General features: G+C 49.0%; 19 protein-coding genes. All 19 read left to right on the forward strand.

What is annotated here, in order from left to right:
- Positions 1-78 precede the first annotated feature (78 nt).
- Positions 79-1,650 carry a type I restriction-modification system subunit M gene (locus AC2CG4_RS15800; protein ID WP_484487188.1) on the forward strand — a complete coding sequence of 524 codons (1,572 nt, stop codon included), beginning with the start codon at positions 79-81 and terminating at the stop codon, positions 1,648-1,650.
- Entirely contained in the window at positions 1,647-2,810 is a 1,164-nt protein-coding gene (locus AC2CG4_RS15805; RefSeq protein WP_484487189.1) for a restriction endonuclease subunit S, read from the forward strand. Before AC2CG4_RS15800 ends, AC2CG4_RS15805 begins: the two co-directional genes overlap by 4 nt.
- Position 2,811: 1 nt before the next feature.
- Positions 2,812-3,984 (forward strand): anticodon nuclease, encoded by a 1,173-nt coding sequence (locus AC2CG4_RS15810; RefSeq protein ID WP_484487190.1) that lies wholly within the window; start codon positions 2,812-2,814, stop codon positions 3,982-3,984.
- A 53-nt stretch (positions 3,985-4,037) separates the two neighbouring features.
- On the forward strand, positions 4,038-5,696 hold the full coding sequence (locus tag AC2CG4_RS15815) for an RNA-binding domain-containing protein (protein WP_484487191.1): 1,659 nt from the start codon (positions 4,038-4,040) through the stop codon (positions 5,694-5,696).
- A 181-nt stretch (positions 5,697-5,877) separates the two neighbouring features.
- Positions 5,878-8,976, forward strand: a complete 3,099-nt coding sequence (locus tag AC2CG4_RS15820) for an HsdR family type I site-specific deoxyribonuclease (RefSeq protein ID WP_484487192.1) — start codon at positions 5,878-5,880, stop codon at positions 8,974-8,976.
- Between the two features lie 336 nt (positions 8,977-9,312).
- On the forward strand, positions 9,313-10,377 hold the full coding sequence (locus AC2CG4_RS15825) for a PDDEXK nuclease domain-containing protein (RefSeq protein WP_484487193.1): 1,065 nt from the start codon (positions 9,313-9,315) through the stop codon (positions 10,375-10,377).
- A gap of 59 nt (positions 10,378-10,436) precedes the next feature.
- The gene (locus AC2CG4_RS15830) at positions 10,437-13,274 is read left to right on the forward strand and encodes a monovalent cation/H+ antiporter subunit A (RefSeq protein WP_484487194.1); all 2,838 of its coding nucleotides are present in this window, start codon (positions 10,437-10,439) and stop codon (positions 13,272-13,274) included.
- Positions 13,274-13,657: a Na+/H+ antiporter subunit C gene (locus tag AC2CG4_RS15835; protein WP_484487195.1), complete on the forward strand. Its 384-nt coding sequence runs from the start codon at positions 13,274-13,276 to the stop codon at positions 13,655-13,657. The genes AC2CG4_RS15830 and AC2CG4_RS15835 overlap by 1 nt, the downstream gene beginning before the upstream one ends.
- Positions 13,654-15,165 (forward strand): monovalent cation/H+ antiporter subunit D, encoded by a 1,512-nt coding sequence (locus AC2CG4_RS15840; protein WP_484487196.1) that lies wholly within the window; start codon positions 13,654-13,656, stop codon positions 15,163-15,165. The genes AC2CG4_RS15835 and AC2CG4_RS15840 overlap by 4 nt, the downstream gene beginning before the upstream one ends.
- Before the next feature lie 2 nt (positions 15,166-15,167).
- On the forward strand, positions 15,168-15,713 hold the full coding sequence (locus tag AC2CG4_RS15845; RefSeq protein ID WP_484487197.1) for a Na+/H+ antiporter subunit E: 546 nt from the start codon (positions 15,168-15,170) through the stop codon (positions 15,711-15,713).
- Positions 15,695-15,964 carry a K+/H+ antiporter subunit F gene (locus AC2CG4_RS15850; RefSeq protein ID WP_062058058.1) on the forward strand — a complete coding sequence of 90 codons (270 nt, stop codon included), beginning with the start codon at positions 15,695-15,697 and terminating at the stop codon, positions 15,962-15,964. The genes AC2CG4_RS15845 and AC2CG4_RS15850 overlap by 19 nt, the downstream gene beginning before the upstream one ends.
- Before the next feature lie 24 nt (positions 15,965-15,988).
- Positions 15,989-16,318 (forward strand): Na+/H+ antiporter subunit G, encoded by a 330-nt coding sequence (locus tag AC2CG4_RS15855; RefSeq protein WP_484487198.1) that lies wholly within the window; start codon positions 15,989-15,991, stop codon positions 16,316-16,318.
- Between the two features lie 79 nt (positions 16,319-16,397).
- Positions 16,398-16,655, forward strand: coding sequence for a DUF4160 domain-containing protein (locus AC2CG4_RS15860; RefSeq protein WP_062058070.1), 258 nt, complete (start codon positions 16,398-16,400; stop codon positions 16,653-16,655).
- 3 nt (positions 16,656-16,658) lie between these two features.
- Positions 16,659-16,910, forward strand: a complete 252-nt coding sequence (locus AC2CG4_RS15865) for a DUF2442 domain-containing protein (protein WP_062058073.1) — start codon at positions 16,659-16,661, stop codon at positions 16,908-16,910.
- A gap of 101 nt (positions 16,911-17,011) precedes the next feature.
- A complete protein-coding gene (blaKHM, locus tag AC2CG4_RS15870; protein ID WP_484487199.1) occupies positions 17,012-17,737 on the forward strand; it encodes a KHM family subclass B1 metallo-beta-lactamase in 726 nt (241 codons plus the stop codon).
- Positions 17,738-17,784: 47 nt separating this feature from the next.
- Positions 17,785-18,060, forward strand: a complete 276-nt coding sequence (locus AC2CG4_RS15875; RefSeq protein ID WP_062058089.1) for a hypothetical protein — start codon at positions 17,785-17,787, stop codon at positions 18,058-18,060.
- Between the two features lie 7 nt (positions 18,061-18,067).
- A complete protein-coding gene (locus tag AC2CG4_RS15880) occupies positions 18,068-19,954 on the forward strand; it encodes an SLC13 family permease (protein ID WP_484487200.1) in 1,887 nt (628 codons plus the stop codon).
- Between the two features lie 74 nt (positions 19,955-20,028).
- Positions 20,029-20,862: a helix-turn-helix domain-containing protein gene (locus AC2CG4_RS15885; RefSeq protein ID WP_484487201.1), complete on the forward strand. Its 834-nt coding sequence runs from the start codon at positions 20,029-20,031 to the stop codon at positions 20,860-20,862.
- Positions 20,863-20,924: 62 nt separating this feature from the next.
- The gene (locus tag AC2CG4_RS15890) at positions 20,925-21,488 is read left to right on the forward strand and encodes a YbhB/YbcL family Raf kinase inhibitor-like protein (protein ID WP_484487202.1); all 564 of its coding nucleotides are present in this window, start codon (positions 20,925-20,927) and stop codon (positions 21,486-21,488) included.
- The last annotated feature ends 31 nt before the right edge of the window (positions 21,489-21,519 follow it).

Below are 21,519 nucleotides of genomic sequence, written 5' to 3' on the forward strand. Positions count from 1 at the left end.
AACTGGGTAGACTGCTGGTGGATTCTAATAGCGCCCACTATCGGCGCGCTGAGCAACACAAAAAATTAGGAAAGACGAATGACAAGTTCACAACAACGCGCCGCCCTGCAACGCCAAATATGGGCAATTGCCAATGATGTACGCGGCGCAGTCGATGGCTGGGATTTTAAGCAATACGTACTAGGCACATTGTTTTACCGTTTTATCAGCGAAAACTTTGCTATCTACATTGAAGCGGGTGACGACAGCATCACTTACGCAGAACTGCCCGACAGCGTGATCACGCCAGACATTAAAGACGATGCCATTAAAACCAAGGGTTACTTCATTTACCCCAGTCAGTTGTTTGCCAATGTGGTCAAAACCGCCAACACCAATGAAAGCCTGAATACTGATCTGGCCAAAATATTCGGCGAAATTGAAAGCTCTGCCAATGGCTACCCGTCAGAGAAGGATATCAAAGGCCTGTTTGCGGATTTTGATACCACCAGCAACCGCTTGGGCAATACCGTAAAAGATAAAAATCTGCGCTTAGCCGCAGTGCTCAAAGGCGTAGCAGGTTTGGATTTTGGCCATAACTTTTATGAAAAGGCGGATGCGTCCCATATCGACCTGTTTGGCGATGCCTACGAATTTTTGATTTCCAACTACGCCGCTAACGCGGGTAAATCCGGCGGTGAATTTTTTACCCCTCAGCATGTTTCCAAGCTGATCGCGCAGCTCGCTATGCATGGCCAAACCAGCGTCAATAAAATTTACGACCCTGCGTGCGGTTCAGGGTCGCTGCTGTTGCAAGCCAAAAAACATTTTGATGCGCACATTATTGATGACGGTTTTTACGGGCAAGAGCTAAACCACACCACCTACAACCTTGCGCGTATGAATATGTTTTTGCATAACATTAACTACGACAAGTTTAATATCCAACTGGGCGACACTTTGCGCAGCCCACACTTTGGTGATGAGAAACCTTTTGATGCGATTGTGTCTAACCCACCTTACTCGGTGAAATGGATTGGCAGCGACGACCCAACCCTAATTAACGACGACCGATTTGCTCCAGCGGGTGTGCTTGCACCAAAATCCAAAGCGGACTTTGCTTTTGTGCTTCACGCTCTAAGTTATTTATCCAGCAAAGGCCGCGCGGCCATTGTTTGCTTCCCAGGTATTTTTTACCGTGGCGGTGCAGAACAAAAAATTCGCCAATATTTGGTGGATAACAACTATGTGGAAACGGTCATTTCGCTTGCGCCTAATTTATTTTTTGGCACCACCATCGCCGTGACCATCTTGGTACTTTCCAAACACAAAACCGACACCACAACACAATTTATAGATGCTAGCGGTTTGTTTAAAAAAGAAACCAATAACAACATTCTGACCGATGCGCATATTGAACAAATCATGGCGGTGTTTGAAAGCAAAGAGAATATTGACCACCTTGCCAAATCAATACCCTATGAGCAGGTAGCAGCGAACGATTACAACCTGTCAGTCAGCAGTTATGTAGAAGCGAAAGATAACCGCGAAGTTGTTGATATTGCACAGCTCAATGCCGAACTCAACATCACTGTTTCCAAAATCGACCAGCTACGTAAAGAGATTGATGCGATTGTGTTGGAGATTACTGGCGCGGAGGCTGAGGAATGAATAAGGGTTTAATAAAAACTCTGCTCAATGGCGTAGAGGCTGATTGGAAATCGCTGGGAGAATTAGTAACGTTACGACGCGGTAGAGTAATGTCTAAAGAGTATCTGACGGATAATAACGGAGATTATCCTGTATATAGCTCTCAGACAGCAAATAATGGCGAAATTGGAAAGATCGCCACATTTGATTTTGAGGGCGAATATATTAGCTGGACGACCGATGGTGCAAATGCGGGAACAGTCTTTTATCGCAAAGGTAAATTCTCTATCACAAATGTTTGCGGGCTGATAAAAATTAACGATGAGTTAAAGCTGAACTATAAATATTTATTTTATTGGTTATCTATTGAAGCACAAAAACATGTTTACTCAGGAATGGGAAATCCAAAATTAATGAGCCATCAGGTCGAAAAAATACCTGTTCCCATACCCTGCCCAGAAAACCCAAAAAAATCGCTTGAAATCCAAGCCGAAATCGTCCGCATTTTGGACGCATTTACCGCCCATACCGCCGAGCTTACCGCCGAGCTTACCGCCGAGCTTATCGCACGCAAAAAACAATACAACTACTATCGAGATAGGTTGTTAAGTTTTGAAGAGGGGGAAGTGGAGTGGCCAACCTTGGATAAGCTTGCAGAGAACCTTGATTCAATGCGCAAGCCGGTGACTAGCGGCTTACGTGAGACTGGGGATATTCCGTATTACGGTGCGTCTGGAATTGTTGACTATGTAAAGGACTATATTTTTGATGGTGATTTTTTATTGGTATCTGAAGATGGCGCTAATTTGGTGGCAAGGAATACACCGATAGCGTTTAGTATCAGTGGAAAAAGTTGGGTTAATAATCACGCCCATGTACTCAAATTTGAAACTTATGCTGAGCGAAGATATGTTGAATACTATTTAAATAGTATTGATCTAACGCCGTATATTTCAGGTGCGGCTCAGCCAAAATTAAATCAAAAGAATTTAAACGGTATAAAAATTCCAAATCCTTCACCGGAAGTAAAAAAACGCATAGTAGAAATATTGGATAAATTTCACGCACTAACTAGCTCTATCAACGAAGGTCTACCGCGTGAAATCGAACTGCGTCAACAACAATACGAATATTATCGCGATTTATTGTTGAGTTTTCCCAAGCAAAAGGTAGCCGCATAACATGAGCAAAACGCTAACGGAAATAGCCGAACAGCTAAAAGGTACCAATAAAAAGGTGCAGTTAATATATGCCTTTAATGGCTCGGGCAAAACTCGTCTGTCACGCGAGTTCAGAAAAATAGTGAATACCTATGAGAACCGTGACGAAGAAGAGCTGCCGCTGGTGCGCAGAAAAATTCTGTATTACAGCGCTTTTACTGAAGACTTGTTTTATTGGGATAATGACTTAATAAGTGATGACGAACCAAAACTAAAAATTCAGCCTAATACGTTTACTGATTGGATTCTTGGAGACCAAGGGCAAGATCGCAATATCGTGACAACTTTTCAGCGTTACACCAATGAAAAGTTAACACCACGATTTAATGAGGAATATAAAACCAAAGACAAGGAGGACAAAGAGATCACAATCAAAGCATTCTCAGAGGTAACTTTTTCAATTGAGCGAGGAAACAATGAGCACTCAGGAAACTTGAAAATCTCCAAAGGAGAAGAAAGTAATTTTATCTGGAGTATTTTCTATACTCTATTAGAGCAAGTTATTGACATTTTGAATATTGCTGAACCCGGCGAGCGAGAAACAGATCAGTTTGATCAATTGGAATATGTATTTATTGATGACCCAGTGAGTTCGCTGGATGAAAATCATTTAATCCAGTTGGCAGTAAATTTAGGGCAGCTGATTAAATCGAGCGAATCTGACATTAAATTTATTGTATCAACCCACAGCCCATTGTTTTATAACGTGCTTTACAATGAAGTGAAAGCCAAAAGCGGTTATATTTTAAGTCGATTCGAGGATGGAACTGTAGAACTTGAGGAAAAGCAAGGCGATTCTAACAAAAGCTTTTCGTATCACTTGCATATTAAAAAATTGATTGAAGTCGCCGTGGCACAAAATAATGTGCAACGCTACCACTTTGCACTACTTCGTAATTTATATGAAAAGACGGCTAATTTTCTTGGATATCAAAGTTGGTCCGACTTATTGCCGGGTGATCAAAAAGCCTATGCCAGTCGGGTTATGAATTTTTACCCACACAACACGCTGACCAACGAAGAAATTGCCGAACCTACGCCACCAGAAAAAGAGATGGTTGGTCTTTTACTCAGAAACTTAAATGAATATGGTTACTGGCAACAAGTGGCACAAAATAACAATACAACACCCTAAGCTCCTTCTTGTTGAATTAACATTAGATTAGGCGCGCATTTGAGGATTAAGGCATGATCGCGGCAGAATTAAATAGCCTGCTTGAGCAATTGATCGCCACTTGGGAAAACGAGGTGGTAGAGTTCAAGCAAGCAGGCAATGATTACGACACCGATAAAATCGGTGAGTATTTTTCTGCACTCAGTAATGAAGCGAACTTACGCAATGCAGAGCGCGCTTGGTTAGTATTTGGTGTGAATAATAAAACTCGCACTGTGGTAGGTAGCGATTACCGAATGGAAACAGAGCGGTTACACAGTTTAAAGAACCAAATCGCCCAAGCTACCGAACCGAGTATTACCCTGCGTGAAATTCATGTATTAAATCATCCGCAAGGGCGCGTGGTATTGTTTGAAATTCCTGCCGCTCCGCGTGGTATTCCAATCGCATGGAAGGGACATTACTACGCTCGTGCTGGCGAAAGCCGCGTCTCCTTGGGGTTAGATAAACTCGACGAAATTCGTCAACAAACCCTGCAGCAAGATTGGACAGCGCAACTAATTTCGGACGCGACACTGAATGATTTGGACGAGACAGCGGTACGTAGAGCGCGGGAATCTTTCGCGCAAAAATACGCTAACCGTTTTGCGAACGATGAGGTCATGAATTGGCCGCTAATCACGTTTTTGGATCGCGCCCGCCTTACCCAAAACGGGCAAATAACGCGCACGGCACTCTTGTTGCTGGGTAAAGCGGAGTCGGCTTATTTTCTGTTGCCACACCCTGCGCAATTAACCTGGAAGCTTGAAGGCCAAGAGCGTGCCTATGAACACTTCGGCCCACCTTTTTTACTTAGCACGACATTGCTCTATCAGCGAATTCGTAATATTCAACTGCGTATTTTGCCGCAGGATGAATTAATCCCCATCGAAGTTTCCAAATACAACCAAAAGCTGGTGCTAGAGGCTCTGCACAACTGCATTGCGCACCAGGACTATTCTCGCAATGGGCGGGTAGTGGTGACCGAGCAACCTGACCGATTACTCTTTGAAAATGAAGGCAGCTTTTTTGAAGGCCAGCCCGATGAATATATTCAGGGTGATAAAACACCGCGCCGGTATCGCAACCCATTCCTGACTCAGGCAATGGCCGAGCTTAATATGATCGATACTATGGGCTATGGCATTCATTTAATTTACAGAGGTCAAGCACAACGTTATTTCCCCTTGCCAGATTACGATCTAAGCCAACCCAATGCGGTAAAAATGACGCTCTATGGCGGCGTTGTTGACCCTGCCTATAGTCGCTTGTTGATCCAAAAAACAGATCTGCCGTTGATTGATGTATTAACGCTAGACCGAGTGCAGAAAAAACTCCCTATCCCCGATGAGTCCGCGGCTCGTTTACGCAAAGCAGGGTTAATTGAGGGGCGTAAACCCAACTTTCATGTGTCTGCTTTGGTTGCCGACGCCACTGCAAGTAAGGCCGATTACATTCGTACTCGCGCTCAAGATGATGAGTTTTACGCAAAATTGCTGACCGATTACCTTAAGCAGTTTGGTCAGGCAGATCGCGCTGAGATCAATAAATTACTAATGGACAAACTGAGCGATGCACTGAGTAAGCAACAAAAGGAAGACAAAATTGGAAATCTACTCACCAAGTTAAGGCGGAGCAATCGCATCATAAACGCCGGTACACGCAGTCACCCCCTATGGCGCCTCCGGGAATAAAGAAGATGCAGAAAGGATGCAGAAAGGATGCAGAAAGGATCAAAACAAAAACCCAATAAAAACAGCGGGTTACGCCTTCTGAAAAAGTACTGCACCCGCACTTTTGCAGAAAGCTAGCTAGAAAAAATGACTCTGTAGGTAAGTAACGCGCCGTTTCACATGGATATCTGGAATCAAACCAATGACCGACTACAAAACCATCGCCGAATCCAACAACTTTATCGTTTTGGATAAATACAAGCGAGAATGGGAAGTTAAAGAAAGCTACCAGAGCGAAGGTGATTTGGAACGCGAGTTTATTCAAGACTTGCAGAATCAGGGTTATGAATACGTGCCCGGCCTAAACACCAATAAAGCCTTGCTGGAAAATGTGCGTACACAGCTACACACCTTGAATAACATGCAGTTTACCGATGGTGAGTGGTTGCGCTTTTTAGAAACCTATCTAGATAAGCCTAGCGACAGCATTGTCGATAAAACCCGCAAGATTCACGATGACCATATTCACGATTTCGTGTTTGACGATGGTCGTATCAAAAACATTTACCTGCTAGACAAGAAAAACATCGCTCGCAACAAAGTGCAGGTAATCAAACAGTTTGAGCAGACCGGTAGCCACGCCAACCGTTATGACGTAACCATTTTGGTGAATGGGTTGCCTTTAGTTCAAGTCGAATTGAAAAAACGCGGCGTAGCCATTCGTGAAGCCTTTAACCAAGTGCACCGCTACAGCAAAGAGAGCTTTAATAGCGACCAGTCGCTGTTTAAGTATTTACAATTGTTTGTTATCTCCAACGGCACTGATAGCCGTTATTTTGCCAATACCACCAAGCGAAATAAAAACAGCTTCGACTTCACCATGAATTGGGCGAAGTCCGATAACAACCTGATTAAAGACTTAAAAGATTTTACCGCTACCTTTTTCCAGAAACACACATTGCTTAATGTGCTGTTGAACTACTCGGTATTCGACGTAAGCGATACTTTGCTGGTAATGCGCCCCTACCAGATCGCTGCCACCGAGCGCATCATGTGGAAAATCAAAAGCTCGTATGAGGGTAAAAATTGGAGTAAGCCAGAAAGCGGCGGCTTTATCTGGCACACCACAGGCTCGGGTAAAACCCTTACCAGCTTTAAAGCGGCGCGCTTGGCAACCGAGTTGGAATTTATCGACAAAGTATTTTTTGTGGTGGACAGAAAAGATCTGGACTACCAGACCATGAAGGAATACCAACGCTTCTCACCTGATAGCGTTAATGGTTCTGATAGCACCGCTGGACTAAAGCGTAATTTGGAAAAAGATGATAACAAAATCATTGTCACCACTATCCAGAAGCTCAACAACCTGATGAAAACGGAAGGCGACCTACCCATCTATAACAAGCAGGTAGTGTTTATTTTTGACGAATGCCACCGCAGTCAATTTGGTGAAGCACAGAAAAACCTGAATAAAAAATTCAAGCGCTTTTATCAGTTCGGCTTTACTGGAACCCCCATTTTCCCACAAAACGCACTGGGCGCCGAAACCACAGCCAGCGTATTTGGCCGCGAATTGCACTCTTATGTGATTACCGATGCAATACGCGATGAAAAAGTGCTCAAGTTCAAAGTGGACTACAACGATGTACGCCCTAAATTTAAGGCCATCGAAACTGAGCAAGACGAGAAAAAGCTCTCTGCCGCTGAAAACAAAGAAGCCCTATTACACCCAGAGCGCATTAAGGAAATTTCACAATACATTCTGAATAACTATCGCCAGAAAACTCATCGTCTGCAGGCGAATGCCAAGGGTTTTAATGCCATGTTTGCGGTAAGCAGCGTGGACGCAGCCAAACTCTATTATGAGTCGCTGAATCAACTGCAATTGCAGAGTGATAAAAAGCTGAAAATTGCCACTATATTCTCCTTTGCGGCCAATGAGGAACAGGAAGCGGTAGGCGAGATTCTGGATGAGAGCTTTGATGTGTCGGCGATGAACAGTAGTGCTAAAGAGTTTTTAAGCGCAGCCATTGTTGACTACAACGCTTTTTTTAAAACCAATTTCAGCGTGGACAGCAACGGATTTCAAAACTATTACCGCGATTTAGCCATGAGGGTTAAATCTAAAGAAATTGATCTGTTGATTGTGGTCGGAATGTTCCTCACCGGCTTTGATGCGCCAACGCTCAATACATTGTTTGTAGACAAAAACCTGCGTTTTCACGGTTTGATGCAAGCCTACTCACGTACTAATCGCATTTACGATGCCACTAAAACCTTCGGTAACATTGTTACGTTCCGCGATTTGGAAAAAGCAACCGTGGATGCAATCACGCTCTTTGGTGACAAGAACACCAAAAACGTGGTGCTGGAAAAGAGCTACAAAGAATATATGGAAGGCTTTACCGATGTGGTGACTGGTGAAGCACGGCGCGGGTTTATGGATGTAGTAAGTGAACTGGAACAGCGCTTTCCTGATCCGGCCAATATCGAAAAAGAGTCTGATAAAAAAGCCTTCGCTAAACTTTTTGGCGAGTACTTGCGCGTGGAAAACGTGCTGCAAAACTACGACGAATTTGCCAGCTTGAAGGCGCTGCAAAAAGTGGATATGAATGACCCAGAAGCAGTTGAGGTGTTTAAGGCTGAACATTATTTGGATGATGAAAAGCTGGCTGAGCTACAAACCATACGCCTGCCTGCCGACCGTAAAATTCAAGACTACCGTTCAACTTACAATGACATCCGCGATTGGCAGCGCCGCCAAAAAGATGCCTCCGAAAAAGAAAAATCCACCATCGATTGGGATGATGTGGTGTTTGAAGTAGATCTGTTGAAATCCCAAGAGATTAATCTGGATTACATTCTGGAACTAATTTTTGAGCACAATAAAAAAACAAAAAATAAAGCCGACTTGGTTGAAGAGGTGCGACGCGTAATTCGCGCCAGCATCGGCAACCGAGCGAAAGAAAGCTTGGTGGTAGACTTCATCAATCAAACCGACATTGACCAGATTGGCGATAAAGCCAGCGTGATAGAAGCCTTCTTCGCATTTGCTCAAGCAGAGCAACAACGTGAAGCAGAAGAACTGATTAGTAGCGAGAACCTAAATCAAGACGCCGCCAGACGTTATATAACAACCTCCCTTAAACGGGAGTACGCCAGCGACGCAGGCACAGAACTTAACGCTATTCTGCCCAAGATGAGCCCATTAAATCCCCAGTACCTGACCAAGAAACAAAGCGTGTTTCAAAAGATCGCAGCGTTTGTTGAGAAATTTAAAGGAGTGGGGGGCAGGATTTAATCAACGCTTGCCGGTGGTTTATCGACGCAGACGCTGCAAGCATCGCTAAGCGACGTTGATAGGGCGAGTGTAAGCAAAGTTAAAAAATGCTCATTGGCTGGCATCTGGCGGGCAAACTCGGTATAACAAGCGCATGTCTAAATCACTTCTGCACAAGGCTTCGCGCCGTTACTGCTCCGCTGGATTCAAGTTGCCGCTCTGGCAGCGCCATCCCTTTTTTACTGACCCGCCGTATTAATCTGAAACTCGTCTGCGTTTTTTGCTTATAGTCAGCCTGTTGCGCTGGCTGTTGTTGTGCATTTCTATCAAGCATTGTGACCCAATAGGACGATGAAGATGGTGAAGAAAGCTGAACCCATGTTGGCCGCTGACGCTTTGTTAAGTGAATTGCGAGGCCTGATTGAGACCGCCCGCCAGCAGGTCGCCCAGAGCGCCAATGCCGCACAGACAATGCTTTACTGGCATGTTGGGTTGCGCGTTCAGCGCGAGGTGCTTAAAAACGAGCGCGCGGAATACGGCGAGCAGATTGTGTCGACATTGTCGACACAATTGATGGCCGAGTACGGGCAAGCTTTTGGCGTGCGCAGCCTGCGCCGCATGGTGCAGTTCGCCGAGGTCTTCCCAGACGAAGAGATTGTAGTATCACTAGCACGACAATTGAGTTGGAGCCACTTCATCGAAATCCTGCCACTCAAACAGCCGCTGGAGCGCGAGTATTACGCCGAACTTTGCCGAGTGGAGCGTTGGAGTGTGCGCACTCTGCGCGAGCGCATCGCCAGCCAGTTGTACTTGCGCACGGCCATTGCCAAGCAACCCGAAGCGGTGGTGAACGCGGAAATCAGCCACCTGCGTAACGTCGGACAGATGACCCCAGATCTCGTATTCCGCGATCCCTACATGTTGGACTTTCTCGGTCTGCCGCAGGCTTACAGCGAGCGTGATCTGGAAGATGCGATCCTGCGCGAGATGGAGCGCTTTCTGTTGGAGCTGGGCGTGGGGTTCACCTTCGTAGCGCGACAAAAGCGCATCAGTGTTGGTGCCGACGATTTTTACCTCGACCTGTTGTTCTATCATCGCCACCTGAAAAGGCTGGTGGCAGTGGAGCTGAAGTTGGAAAAGTTTCAGCCCGCTCACAAGGGGCAGATGGAGCTGTACCTGCGTTGGCTGGATCAGTACGACCGGGCAACAGGTGAGGAAGCACCCATCGGGTTGATTCTGTGCGCCGCCAAAGATGCCGAGCAGGTGAAGCTGATGGATTTGGAGGCGTCCAATATCCGCGTTGCCGAGTATCTGGCGCATATTCCAGACATGAAGGTATTGCAGGCGCAGTTGCATCGCGCGCTCGAGTTAGCGCGCGAACGCGCACCGAGGGATTTTCCATTGAATCAAGAAAGAGAATAGCGCTAGCGATAAAATTCGATAGCTATGCATTGTTACCAAGCATTCCGGGGATATTTGGCATGGAATTGTTACTGATTATTTTACTGCCCTTGTTGGGCGCGATTTTACCGCCGCTGGCTGAGCGCTTGGGGCGCAATTACTGTGCGGCGGCAGCGGCCTTGGGGCCCTTGTTGGCTTTGGCGCTGCTGCTCAGTTATGTGCCCGCACTGTTTGCCGGGCAGACCTTTTTTAGCGAGTGGGGCTGGCTGCCGCAGCTGGGGTTAAACTTGAGTTTGCGGCTGGATGGGCTGGGCTTGATGTTTGCCTTGCTGATTCTTGGCATCGGCCTGTTGGTGATTATCTACGCCCGTTATTACTTGGCCGATAAGGATTCCCTCGGTCGCCTCTACGCCTTGTTACAGCTATTTATGATGGCGATGCTGGGTATAGTCCTCTCCGATAACCTGCTGCTGTTGATCGTATTTTGGGAGCTGACCAGCCTGAGTTCGTTCCTGTTGATTGGCTATTGGTCGCACCGCAGCGATGCCCGCAAAGGCGCGCGTATGGCGCTGGCGATCACCGGGGCAGGAGGCTTGTGTTTGCTTGCCGGTGCGCTGGTGCTCGGCCAAATCACTGGCTCTTACAGCTTGCAAGTAATCACTAACTCGGCGGAGTTGATTCAAGCTCACGCGCTTTATCCAGTTGCGTTGATCCTGATTTTGATTGGTGCCTTTACCAAATCGGCGCAGTTTCCCTTCCACTTTTGGCTGCCCCATGCGATGGCGGCACCCACACCGGTATCGGCCTATTTGCACTCGGCAACTATGGTGAAGGCCGGGGTGTTTTTGCTCGCGCGTTTGTATCCGGCGCTATCGGGTTCGGATTTGTGGTTCTACCTAGTCACCTTTACCGGCCTCGCGACTTTGGTGTTTGGCGCCTATACCGCGCTGTTTAAACATGACCTTAAAGGGTTGTTGGCTTACTCGACCATTAGCCACCTCGGTCTGATCACCATGTTGTTTGGTTTTAGCAGCCAGCTGGCGACTATGGCGGCGCTGTTTCACATCATCAACCACGCCACCTTTAAAGCTTCTCTTTTTATGGCCGCGGGCATCATCGACCATGAGACCGGCACTCGCGATATGCGCCAGATCAACGGTATGTGGAAGTACATGCCGATTACCGCCACTGTAGCCATGGTGTCGGCCTCGGCCATGGCGGGGGTACCGCTGCTCAACGGCTTTTTGAGTAAGGAGATGTTTTTTGCCGAGACGCTGCAGGTGGAGTTAATGGGCGGCTTCGATTGGATTATTCCGTTTTTTGCCACCCTCGCCGGTATCTTTGCGGTGGCCTATTCCTATCGTTTTATTCACGATGTGTTTTTTAACGGCTACCCCATCGACCTGCCCATTTACCCGCCCCACGAGCCGCCGCGCTACATGATTATGCCTATGGCGCTCTTGTGCCTGTTGTGCCTGCTGGTGGGGATTTTGCCCAATCTGACTGTTGCCCCATTTTTGGCATCAGCCAGTTTGGCGGTCTTGGGTAATGGCGTGCCTGAGTACCATATTGCCCTCTGGCACGGCTTGAATCTGCCGTTGGTGATGAGCTTGCTGGCGCTGTTGGGCGGCCTTTTGCTCTATAGCCAGCGCGGCGGCTTGTTTGCGTTTTATGAACGCAAATACCGCTTGGATGAAAACGTCGAGTTTGAAAAACGCATTCAAGTCATCGTGCGTTTTGCCCAGCGGGTGACCGACGCGCTGGAAATTGGCTCCCTGCAGCACTCGGTGGCACTGCTGCTCGGCATGGTATTGCTGGTGGGCACGGTGGAGTTCTGGCCACTGGCGCGGTTAATGGGCGATGTTGCGCTGCTGCCAGTCGATTGGGTTAGCTTGTTATTAGCGGTAGTGTTGATGATTGCCGCGCTGGTGACTGTACTTATCCATCACAATCGCTTTGCTGCGCTCCTGGTATTGGGTGTGGTGGGGCTGATGGTCTCCCTCGCGTTTGTGCGTTTTTCCGCGCCGGATTTGGCGCTCACCCAAATCTCGGTGGAAGTGGTCACCATCATCCTGCTGATGCTGGCGCTCTATTTCCTGCCGCAGCAGACGCCGTTTGAATCCACCGCCGGCAAAGTGGTGCGCGATATAGCCTTGGCTGCTGGTGCGGGCATAGGTGTTGGCCTGCTGACCTTGGCGATTTTGACTCGCCCTTACGACACCAGCCTCGCCGAATTTTTCCTCGCCAATAGCGTCATCGGCGGCGGTGGTACCAATGTGGTGAATGTGATTCTGGTCGACTTCCGCGGCTTTGATACCCTCGGTGAAATCAGTGTATTGGCGATTGCCGGGCTGGGTGTGTACCTGATGCTGGATGGTTTGCAATTGCCGCTGCCGGGCACCGATGGCGAAGGCCGCAACTGGTCGCGCGACCCTTATCCGCCGATTCTCACTGTGCTTTCGCGCATTCTGTTGCCGCTGGCGCTGATGGTATCGGCCTATATTTTCCTGCGCGGTCACAACCAGCCGGGCGGCGGCTTTATCGCTGGTTTGATCACTAGTATCGCGCTGATTTTGCAGTATGTATGCAGTGGTTCTGCCTGGGTGCAACAGCGTTTACCGGTGGATTATGGTCGCTTGAGTGTGTTTGGTGTGCTGGTCGCCGCGCTGACGGGTATCGGCAGCTGGGTGTTTGGTCATCCCTTCCTCACCAGCACCTTTACCCATGTGCACTGGCCGCTGGTGGGCGAGTTTGAACTCGCCTCGGCGATGATTTTTGATACGGGTGTATTTCTCACTGTAGTGGGCGCCACCTTGTTAATGCTGGCGCAGCTGGGGCGTTTGGCGCAGACCACTCACGGTGCGATTGCCATCCACCCCGATCTTTCGCCCAATCCTGCTTTGAAGGAGCTGAATTAATGGAAGCCTTAATTGCCGCTGTGATTGCGGTTTTAGTGAGCTGCGGGATTTACCTGCTGCTGCGCGCGCGTACTTTTCCGGTGATTCTTGGCCTGACCCTGCTGTCCTACGCGGTCAATCTGTTTATTTTTGTGATGGGGCGTTTGGGCAGTGGCTCCGCTGCTGTCATCGGCCAAGGCGATGACCTGAATCGCTACGCCGACCCTTTACCGCAAGCGCTGGTGCTGACCGCAATTGTGATTGGATTTGCGATGACTGCCTTTCTGCTGGTGCTCGCCTTGCGCGCCCGCGCCGAACTGGGCAATGACCATGTGGACGGCAGCGCCGCCATCGGCGAGAAACCGGTTAAACCGGTGCGCCCGCTTGAGGAGGATGAAGTGTGAGCCACTGGATTATTGTTCCGGTTTTACTGCCGCTGTTTACCGCCGTACTGCTGATTTTGCTGTCCGGCCGCCGCACGCTAATCCGCAGCTTAAGTTTGCTCTCGGCCACGGCCTTATTGGCCACCAGTATGTTGCTGTTAGGGCAGGCGAATGACGGTGAAATCCGCCTCTATGCACTGGGTAACTGGCTGCCGCCGTTTGGTATTTTGCTGGTGTTGGATCGCCTAAGCGCTTTGATGTTAATGGTCACTGCAGTGCTGGCATTTTTTGGCATTGCCTATGCAGTGCGCGGTAACGATGCCCCCGGCGACAAACTGCACGCCATGGTGCACTTCCTGCTCTTGGGGGTGAACGGCGCATTTCTCACCGGCGATTTGTTTAACCTGTTTGTATTTTTTGAAGTGCTGCTGATTGCCTCTTACGGCTTGTTATTGCACGGGCGCGGCGCCGAGCGGGCGCGGGCAGGGCTGCATTATGTGGTGCTCAATCTGTGTGGTTCGGCGCTGTTTTTGATCGCTGTGGCCGCGCTCTATGGGGTGACAGGCTCGCTCAATATGGCCGATATGGCCGACAAAGTACGCCAGATCAGCGCGGAAGATGCCCCTTTAGTCGCCACCGCTGGTGTGCTGCTGCTAATCGTGTTTGGCCTTAAAGCCGCCATAGCACCACTCTATTTTTGGCTGCCGCGCGCCTATGCCGCTGCGAGTGCACCGGTCGCGGCCATGTTTGCGATTATGACCAAAGTAGGTGTTTACACCATCGTGCGGGTTTATACACAAATCTTCGGTAATGATGCTGGTAATGTCGCCGATCTTGCTTGGCCGTGGCTCTGGCCTTTGGCGCTGATTACGCTGGTATTGGGGTTGTTGGGGGCGCTGGCCGCGCGTGAGCTGCGCATCCAAATCGCCTACTTGGTAGTTGTCTCGGTCGGCACTTTGCTGGCGGGCATCGCGCTCAATACACCAGCGGCACTGGCGGCGAGTTTCTATTATTTGATCCATTCCACGCTGATCTGCGGCGTGCTGTTTTTGCTGGCCGATCTTATCCTGCGCCAGCGCGGTGAACTGTTGGATCGCATCACCAAAGGTCCGCAACTACGCCAGTCCGGGCTGTTGGGCGCGCTGTTTTTTATCGCCGCCATCGGTGTGATTGGTCTGCCGCCGCTGAGTGGATTTATCGGCAAGTTGCTGCTGCTGAGTGCTGCCGGTGTGCATCTGGAAACCGCGCTGCTCTGGTTGATTTTGCTGGCCGGCAGCCTGTTCACCCTGATGGCGTTGAGCCGCAGCGGTTCCACCTTTTTCTGGCGTACCGACAGCCGTATCGAACAGGCACCTGCCGCCGATAAGGGCGCATTGCTGGCGGTGATCGGCCTGCTGTTGTGCATCCTGGCAATCAGCATCCATGCCGCGCCGATACTGGCTTACACCCAAGCGTTGGCGCAGCAACTGTTGGAACCGCAAGCCTATAGCGAGGCTATGCAGGTCTTCCGTGTGATAGAGAGGAATTAACTATGGCGCTCAACCTTGGCAATCCGCAGGTGGCAAAACCGCCCAAAGCGCGCAGCTGGTTTCCGCACGCCGCGCTCAGTTGTTTTATGTTGGTGCTGTGGCTGCTGCTCGCCAATAGCATCAGTATTGGACAGGTTTTACTGGGCAGCATTCTCGCCTGGTTTATCCCTTGGTTTAGTCAGGGTTTTTGGCCTGAGTCACTGCGCATGCGTAAACCCTGGGTACTGTGCAAATTCCTGCTAGTGGTGATGTGGGATATTGTGATCGCCAACCTGATTCTCGCGGCGCGTATCCTCGGCCCAGTCAAACGCCTGCAGCCGGGTTTTATGCAAGTGCCGCTCGATATCGAACAAGAGTTCACCATCACCCTGCTCGCCAGCACCATCTCGCTCACTCCCGGCACCGTCTCGGCAGATTTGAATATGGAAGGCCGCTACTTGCTGGTGCACAGCCTGCATGTGACCGACATAGACGCCGCCATCGCCGAAATTAAACAGCGCTACGAAGCCCCGCTCAAAGAGGTGTTTGAATGCTCACCACAGCCATAAATATCGCCATGTTTCTGCTCGGCCTGGCCATCGCCCTGAACCTCTGGCGGCTGGTGATCGGCCCTTCGCTGCCCGACCGCATCCTCGCGCTGGACACCATGTACATCAACGCCATCGCCCTGCTGGTGCTGTTCGGCATTCATCAGGGCAACAATTTGTATTTTGAAGCCGCACTGTTAATCGCGGTGATGGGTTTTGTCGGCACCGTTGCGCTCAGCAAATACCTGCTGCGCGGCGACATTATTGAATAATGAAAAGTTGAATAGGGGAATCCGATGTCAGTTTGGTTGGAATACACAATCAGTTTTTGCCTGCTTGCCGGCGCGGCGTTTGCGCTGATCGGTTCAATCGGCCTCATGCGCCTGCCCGATTTTTACATGCGCCTGCACGGCCCCGCCAAAGCCACCACCTTGGGGGTGGGCGGCATCATCATCGGCTCCGTGATTTTCTTCTCCACCCAAGGCGACGGATTGAGCCTGCACGAATTATTAATCGCGCTATTTTTATTTCTCACTGCACCCGTAAGCGCACATATCGTTGCCAAAGCGGCGCTGCATTTGAAGTTGGAAGCGGTGGAAAGGACGCGGGGTAAGCCGTGGGAGTAGAAAAATGGAAGATTACATTTGTTGTTAATTTAGCGATGAAATAGGATTACCCTGTTATTTTCTTAAGGAGTGAGTAGTTATGCCGATAATCAGCCGGTTTTATGGAATCCTAATTGCCATGTATTTTAATGATCACAACCCGCCGCATTTTCATGCGAAATATTCTGGCTATGAAGCGATGTTTGCTTTCGATGGCACAGTTTTGGAGGGAGAAATGCCCAAGAGGGCGATGGTGTTTGTGCAAGAATGGATCGCACTTCACAAGGCTGAACTCGAAGATAATTGGAATAGAGCAAAAACAGGACAATCACTCAATTACATTGCACCCTTGGAGTAGATCATGTTGCATATTCGCTCAGCTAAATATCTATCAGGATTTAAACTCTGGCTTGTTTTTGACGATGGCACTGCGGGCGAAGTCGATTTGGATGGGGTACTTACAGGGCCAGTATTTGAGGTGTTAAAAAATGTGGATATTTTTAAAAAAGTCGCTGTAGATCCTGAGCTAGAAACAGTCGTTTGGCCTAATGGTGCAGATTTAGCACCGGAGTTTTTGAAAGAACTCCATCAAAAACAAATACAAGTATCTTAATAATCCACACCCGCAAAGGCTCGATTATGTTGAGTTCTGCGTGTGTGATTTATCTGCGATAAAAAATTTTTATTGTTAAAAATCTAGAAGGAATTATAAAAATGAAAATGGCTCCGGTTTTATCTTTCTGTTTGTTGTTACTTGCCAATATTGTTTGCGCTGACGAGCCGCTACCGGAACTGGAAATCAAAAAAATCGAAGACGGTGTTTATTTGTATACCGCTTACGAAAATGTCAAAGGCTGGGGGCTGGTTGGCTCTAACGGCTTAGTCGTTGTTGATAATAAAGCTGCTTACTTGATTGATACACCCATTTCAGCCACAGATACTGAAAAATTAGTGCAATGGATTGACGCGCAGGGTTTTACCGCCAAAGCAAGTATTTCCACACATTTCCACAGCGACAGTACAGGCGGCATTGCATTTCTCAACTCAAAGTCTATTCCTACCTATGTTTCCAAGTTAACTAATAAATTGCTTAAGAATAAAGGCGAAGTACAAGCAACCCATTCATTTTCTGACAATCCATTTTGGTTGATTAATAAAAAAATAGAAGTGTTTTATCCCGGTGCTGGTCATACGTCAGACAATGTTGTGGTATGGATAGCAGAGCAGAAAATTTTATTCGGTGGCTGTTTTGTCAAACCAGAAGGCCTTGGCAATCTTGGTGATGCGGTTATCGCAGACTGGCCAGCTTCTGCTGAAAAACTTATCGCGCGCTACGGCACGGCAAAAATCGTAGTACCGGGTCACGGAAAAATTGGTGATGCATCGCTCTTGGAAAAAACCAAGCAGCGGGCGCTTGAAGCGATTACTGCGAAAAAATGACTCTCACTTACCTCAAATAAAAATAAAACCATCAGGCCGCCGTCGCTATGCAATCCGACCCGAAAAAGCTCGTCGAGAAAAACCAGAATCTCAATCACTCGGAATTACTGAAAGTGGTATCGCATATACAGCGCGAGCAGGGTGATTGGATTCTGCATACACTTATGATCGAGGGCTGTGAGGTGCCGTTTAAATTCAAGCGCAAGGGTAAATACCTGAGTTTAAAAGGCGCGCGCGTCAATATTACCTATTACCCGGAACAGGAGACTGTAGCGGGTATGAACTTTGAGGTGATGAAAGTAGTGCGAATCAAACGAGGGTAATCACTGAGTGAACCAACAACAGCTGCTGATTAGCATCATCTTATGCGCCACCATGGGTTTGTTTTTGTGGGGTCGTTGGCGCCATGATCTGGTTGCCAGCGGCGCGCTTTTGTCTGCGGTGCTATTGGGTGTGGTGCCGGTTGAACAGGCCTTTCTTGGGTTTGCGCATCCGGCGGTGATTACCGTGGCCTGCATTTTAGTGCTCAGCCGTGGCTTGCAAATATCGGGCGCGGTGGATGTACTGGCGCACCGGTTACTACCCAGTAATACCGGTATCGGCCTGAGCCTTTTAGCCCTGATTGGTTTGGGCGCGCTGCTTTCCAGCTTTATGAATAATGTGGGTGCTATGGCGCTGTTGATGCCGATTGCGCTAAAACTCGCCCAGCGCCTGGAGCTGCCGCCGGGGCAGGTACTTATGCCGCTGGCTTTTGGCACCATTTTGGGCGGTATGACGACTTTGATCGGCACACCACCTAACCTGATTGTGTCGGGGTTTCGCGCTACCCATAGCCAGGGAGAGGGATTTGGCCTGTTCGCTTTTGCCCCCGTCGGGGTGGCGGTCGCGCTGGTGGGCATTATTTTTATTGTGTTTATCGGTTGGCGCTTGGTGCCCAAACGCGAGCAGTCGGGCATTGCAGGTTTTGAGTCGGGCGCTTATCTCACCGAGGTAAAGGTGCCGGAAAAAAGCGTCACCATTGGCAAATCACTCTATGAGTTGGAGCAGTCGCTTGAAGATAGCGGCGCGCAGATTTTAGCGCTGATTCGCAATGACCTACGCTTGCTTGCGCCCAATGCGCATCGGCGTATTCAAGCCTTGGATACGTTGGTGATTGAAGTGGAGGCCAAATCGATTGCGAGTATTTTAACCCGCGCCGAATTAGTGCTGGCTGAAACCAAACCGACCACCAGTGATACAGCTAGCAGCGATACTCAACAAGAATCGAACCTAGCCACTTCATCGCCAACTGCTGCAAATACAGATGATAGCGATAAGAAGCCTGCAGACATTGCAGATACTAAAGAAAACCATAGCGATCAGGCCGCCCAGTTGATTGAGCTGGTGGTATTGCCCAACTCGTCCCTCAGCGGCACCAGCGCTGCGATCAGCCGCCTGCGCTATCACTACGGCATTAATTTACTCGCCATTTCTCGCCAAGGGCGGCGCTCCACCGTGCGCCTGAAAGCCATGCGCATTAAACCGGGCGATTTGTTATTACTGCAGGGCTCGGCTGAAGCGGTGGCCGAATTTGCCACAGATACAAGCTGTGTCCCTCTGGCTGAGCGCGAGCTGCATATTCCCAGCACCCGCAAAGCCTGGCGCGCAACCGGCCTAATGCTCGCCACTCTGGGTTTAGTGTTGACGGGTTTGGTGCCTGCCGAAATCGCCTTTGCGCTGGGGGTATTAGTCGCGCTTATTACGGGTGTAGTGCCCAGTTCGGACTTGCCAAAATCAATCGATTCATCGGTGATTGTGTTACTGGCGATGCTGATTCCCATCGCCGAAGCCATGTCCAGCACTGGCACCGCCGCCCTCATCGCCCAGATACTGCTCAACTATCTCGCACAGGATCACGCAGTGCTCGGCTTGATTGTGATTTTGGTAGTGACCATGTTTTTATCTGACCTGATGAACAACGCCGCCACCGCTGCCATGATGTGCCCCATCGCCGTAGGTCTGGCTAGCGCCCTCAACGCCAACCCGGATACCTTTTTAATGGCCGTTGCCATAGGTTCCTCCTGCGCTTTTTTAACCCCGGTAGGGCATCAAAACAACACCCTTATCCTCGGCCCGGGCGGTTTTAGCTTCGGCGATTACTGGCGCCTGGGCCTGCCGCTTGAACTGCTGGTATTAATCACTTCTGTGCCGGTACTGCTCTGGGTTTGGCCGCTGTGAAAAAATCATCCACTTAAATTTAACTAGGTGCGGCAGCTTCGCGCCATTATGTGTCTGGCAATTACGTTTACATCATGAACGATTTAATCCACGCAATTAAGACGACCGTCAACACCCACTCTCATTTGCCGTTTGCGGTGTACTCATCGCTAAAGGAGCAGCGCATTTTTAATGTGCCGATCATAAAACCGGTATTAATTGTGGTGTTGGATGGTGAAAAAAGGTTGGGTAAAGACGCAGATGTGATCTGTTCTGCGGGCAGTTTTATTTTCCTATCCAATAACCCCATGCTCGATATGCGTAATATCCCCAGCGAACGGGAATACTTTGCCTTATTGATTGAGTTTGAACAGCAAGACTTTGCTGTATTTACCAGCAGGCCTAAAACAACGCAGAAATATTTGGTGGGGACAATAGAAAAATCGCTGCAAACATTGTTGCAACAATTTATCGAATGGTCGGCTTTTGCTCCGCCAGCGCTGTGGCCAATACGCCGGGCAGAAATTTTGCAATATTTGGATTTTCTGGGTTATCACCCAGTGCGCGGCATGGCGGGGGATACACGTTTGAGTCAAAAGCTGCATGACCTAGTACGCGCCAATTTGGCGGAAGATCTCAGCAGCGCCGAAATCTGCGCGCAACTGGCGATGAGTGAATCTACTCTGCGGCGCAAACTGCAAGCAGAAGGCACCAGTGTGCAAGACATTAAAGATCAAACCAAATTAGGTTATGGTTTGCATTTGCTGCAAACCAGCGCAAATTCAATTGGCACAATTGCTGAACTCTGTGGCTATCAATCGCAATCGCGGTTTAGCGAGCGCTTTAAACAGCGCTTTGGTTTAACCCCCAGTGAGTTGAGAAAAACAAAATTGCACGAATCGGGCGAAAACTTGGCGGTTTTAGAGTGAACGTAATAAACGTCAGCGTCGTAAACTGTTCTTTCACAACATTACTGATAGGAGATGTGTTTATGAAAAACCTAACAAGCGGATTGGTACTTTTCGTTTCTTTGTTGGCGCCCTTGGGTGTATCGGCGGAGCCAGCAAAATTCACCCTAACCAGCAGCGATATAGCCGCTGGCAAACACATGAAAAAAGCGCAGGAATTTAACGGTTTTGGCTGCACGGGCGATGATCTCTCGCCGCAACTTTCATGGAGCGGTGCACCTGAAGGCACAGTGGCGTTTGCAATCACCGCCTATGACCCGGATGCACCCACCGGCAGCGGTTGGTGGCACTGGCAGGTGGTGAACATCCCCGCCGATGTCACCAGTATTGCCACCGGCGCCGGTAAAGCCGAGAGCAAAACCTTGCCTAAAGGCAGTGTGCAAATTGAAAATGATTACGGTGTAGCCGCATTTGGTGGCGCCTGCCCACCACAAGGCCACGGTGTGCATCGCTATCAATTTACCGTACATGCTTTATCTAAAAAATTGGAATTGCCCGCCAATGCCTCAGGCGCACTCACCGGTTATATGGTGAATGCACATTCCCTCGCATCGAGCACGATTGAAGCCTTGTATAAGCGGGATTAGAAATTAAGCCGCCACTAAACATTAATCTTGT

Source organism: Cellvibrio sp. ATLC23, assembly GCF_057196725.1.

What these genes read in the sequence shown, in the direction of transcription:
- AC2CG4_RS15810 (WP_484487190.1), top strand. Translation starts at nt 2,812, where the DNA reads ATGAGCAAAACGCTAACGGAAATAGCCGAACAGCTAAAAGGTACCAAT.
- AC2CG4_RS15830 (WP_484487194.1), top strand. Translation starts at nt 10,437, where the DNA reads ATGGAATTGTTACTGATTATTTTACTGCCCTTGTTGGGCGCGATTTTA.
- AC2CG4_RS15820 (WP_484487192.1), top strand. Translation starts at nt 5,878, where the DNA reads ATGACCGACTACAAAACCATCGCCGAATCCAACAACTTTATCGTTTTG.
- AC2CG4_RS15805 (WP_484487189.1), top strand. Translation starts at nt 1,647, where the DNA reads ATGAATAAGGGTTTAATAAAAACTCTGCTCAATGGCGTAGAGGCTGAT.
- AC2CG4_RS15885 (WP_484487201.1), top strand. Translation starts at nt 20,029, where the DNA reads ATGAACGATTTAATCCACGCAATTAAGACGACCGTCAACACCCACTCT.
- AC2CG4_RS15835 (WP_484487195.1), top strand. Translation starts at nt 13,274, where the DNA reads ATGGAAGCCTTAATTGCCGCTGTGATTGCGGTTTTAGTGAGCTGCGGG.
- AC2CG4_RS15890 (WP_484487202.1), top strand. Translation starts at nt 20,925, where the DNA reads ATGAAAAACCTAACAAGCGGATTGGTACTTTTCGTTTCTTTGTTGGCG.
- AC2CG4_RS15865 (WP_062058073.1), top strand. Translation starts at nt 16,659, where the DNA reads ATGTTGCATATTCGCTCAGCTAAATATCTATCAGGATTTAAACTCTGG.
- AC2CG4_RS15845 (WP_484487197.1), top strand. Translation starts at nt 15,168, where the DNA reads ATGGCGCTCAACCTTGGCAATCCGCAGGTGGCAAAACCGCCCAAAGCG.
- AC2CG4_RS15825 (WP_484487193.1), top strand. Translation starts at nt 9,313, where the DNA reads ATGGTGAAGAAAGCTGAACCCATGTTGGCCGCTGACGCTTTGTTAAGT.
- AC2CG4_RS15860 (WP_062058070.1), top strand. Translation starts at nt 16,398, where the DNA reads ATGCCGATAATCAGCCGGTTTTATGGAATCCTAATTGCCATGTATTTT.
- AC2CG4_RS15850 (WP_062058058.1), top strand. Translation starts at nt 15,695, where the DNA reads ATGCTCACCACAGCCATAAATATCGCCATGTTTCTGCTCGGCCTGGCC.
- AC2CG4_RS15855 (WP_484487198.1), top strand. Translation starts at nt 15,989, where the DNA reads ATGTCAGTTTGGTTGGAATACACAATCAGTTTTTGCCTGCTTGCCGGC.
- AC2CG4_RS15875 (WP_062058089.1), top strand. Translation starts at nt 17,785, where the DNA reads ATGCAATCCGACCCGAAAAAGCTCGTCGAGAAAAACCAGAATCTCAAT.
- AC2CG4_RS15815 (WP_484487191.1), top strand. Translation starts at nt 4,038, where the DNA reads ATGATCGCGGCAGAATTAAATAGCCTGCTTGAGCAATTGATCGCCACT.
- AC2CG4_RS15800 (WP_484487188.1), top strand. Translation starts at nt 79, where the DNA reads ATGACAAGTTCACAACAACGCGCCGCCCTGCAACGCCAAATATGGGCA.
- blaKHM (WP_484487199.1), top strand. Translation starts at nt 17,012, where the DNA reads ATGAAAATGGCTCCGGTTTTATCTTTCTGTTTGTTGTTACTTGCCAAT.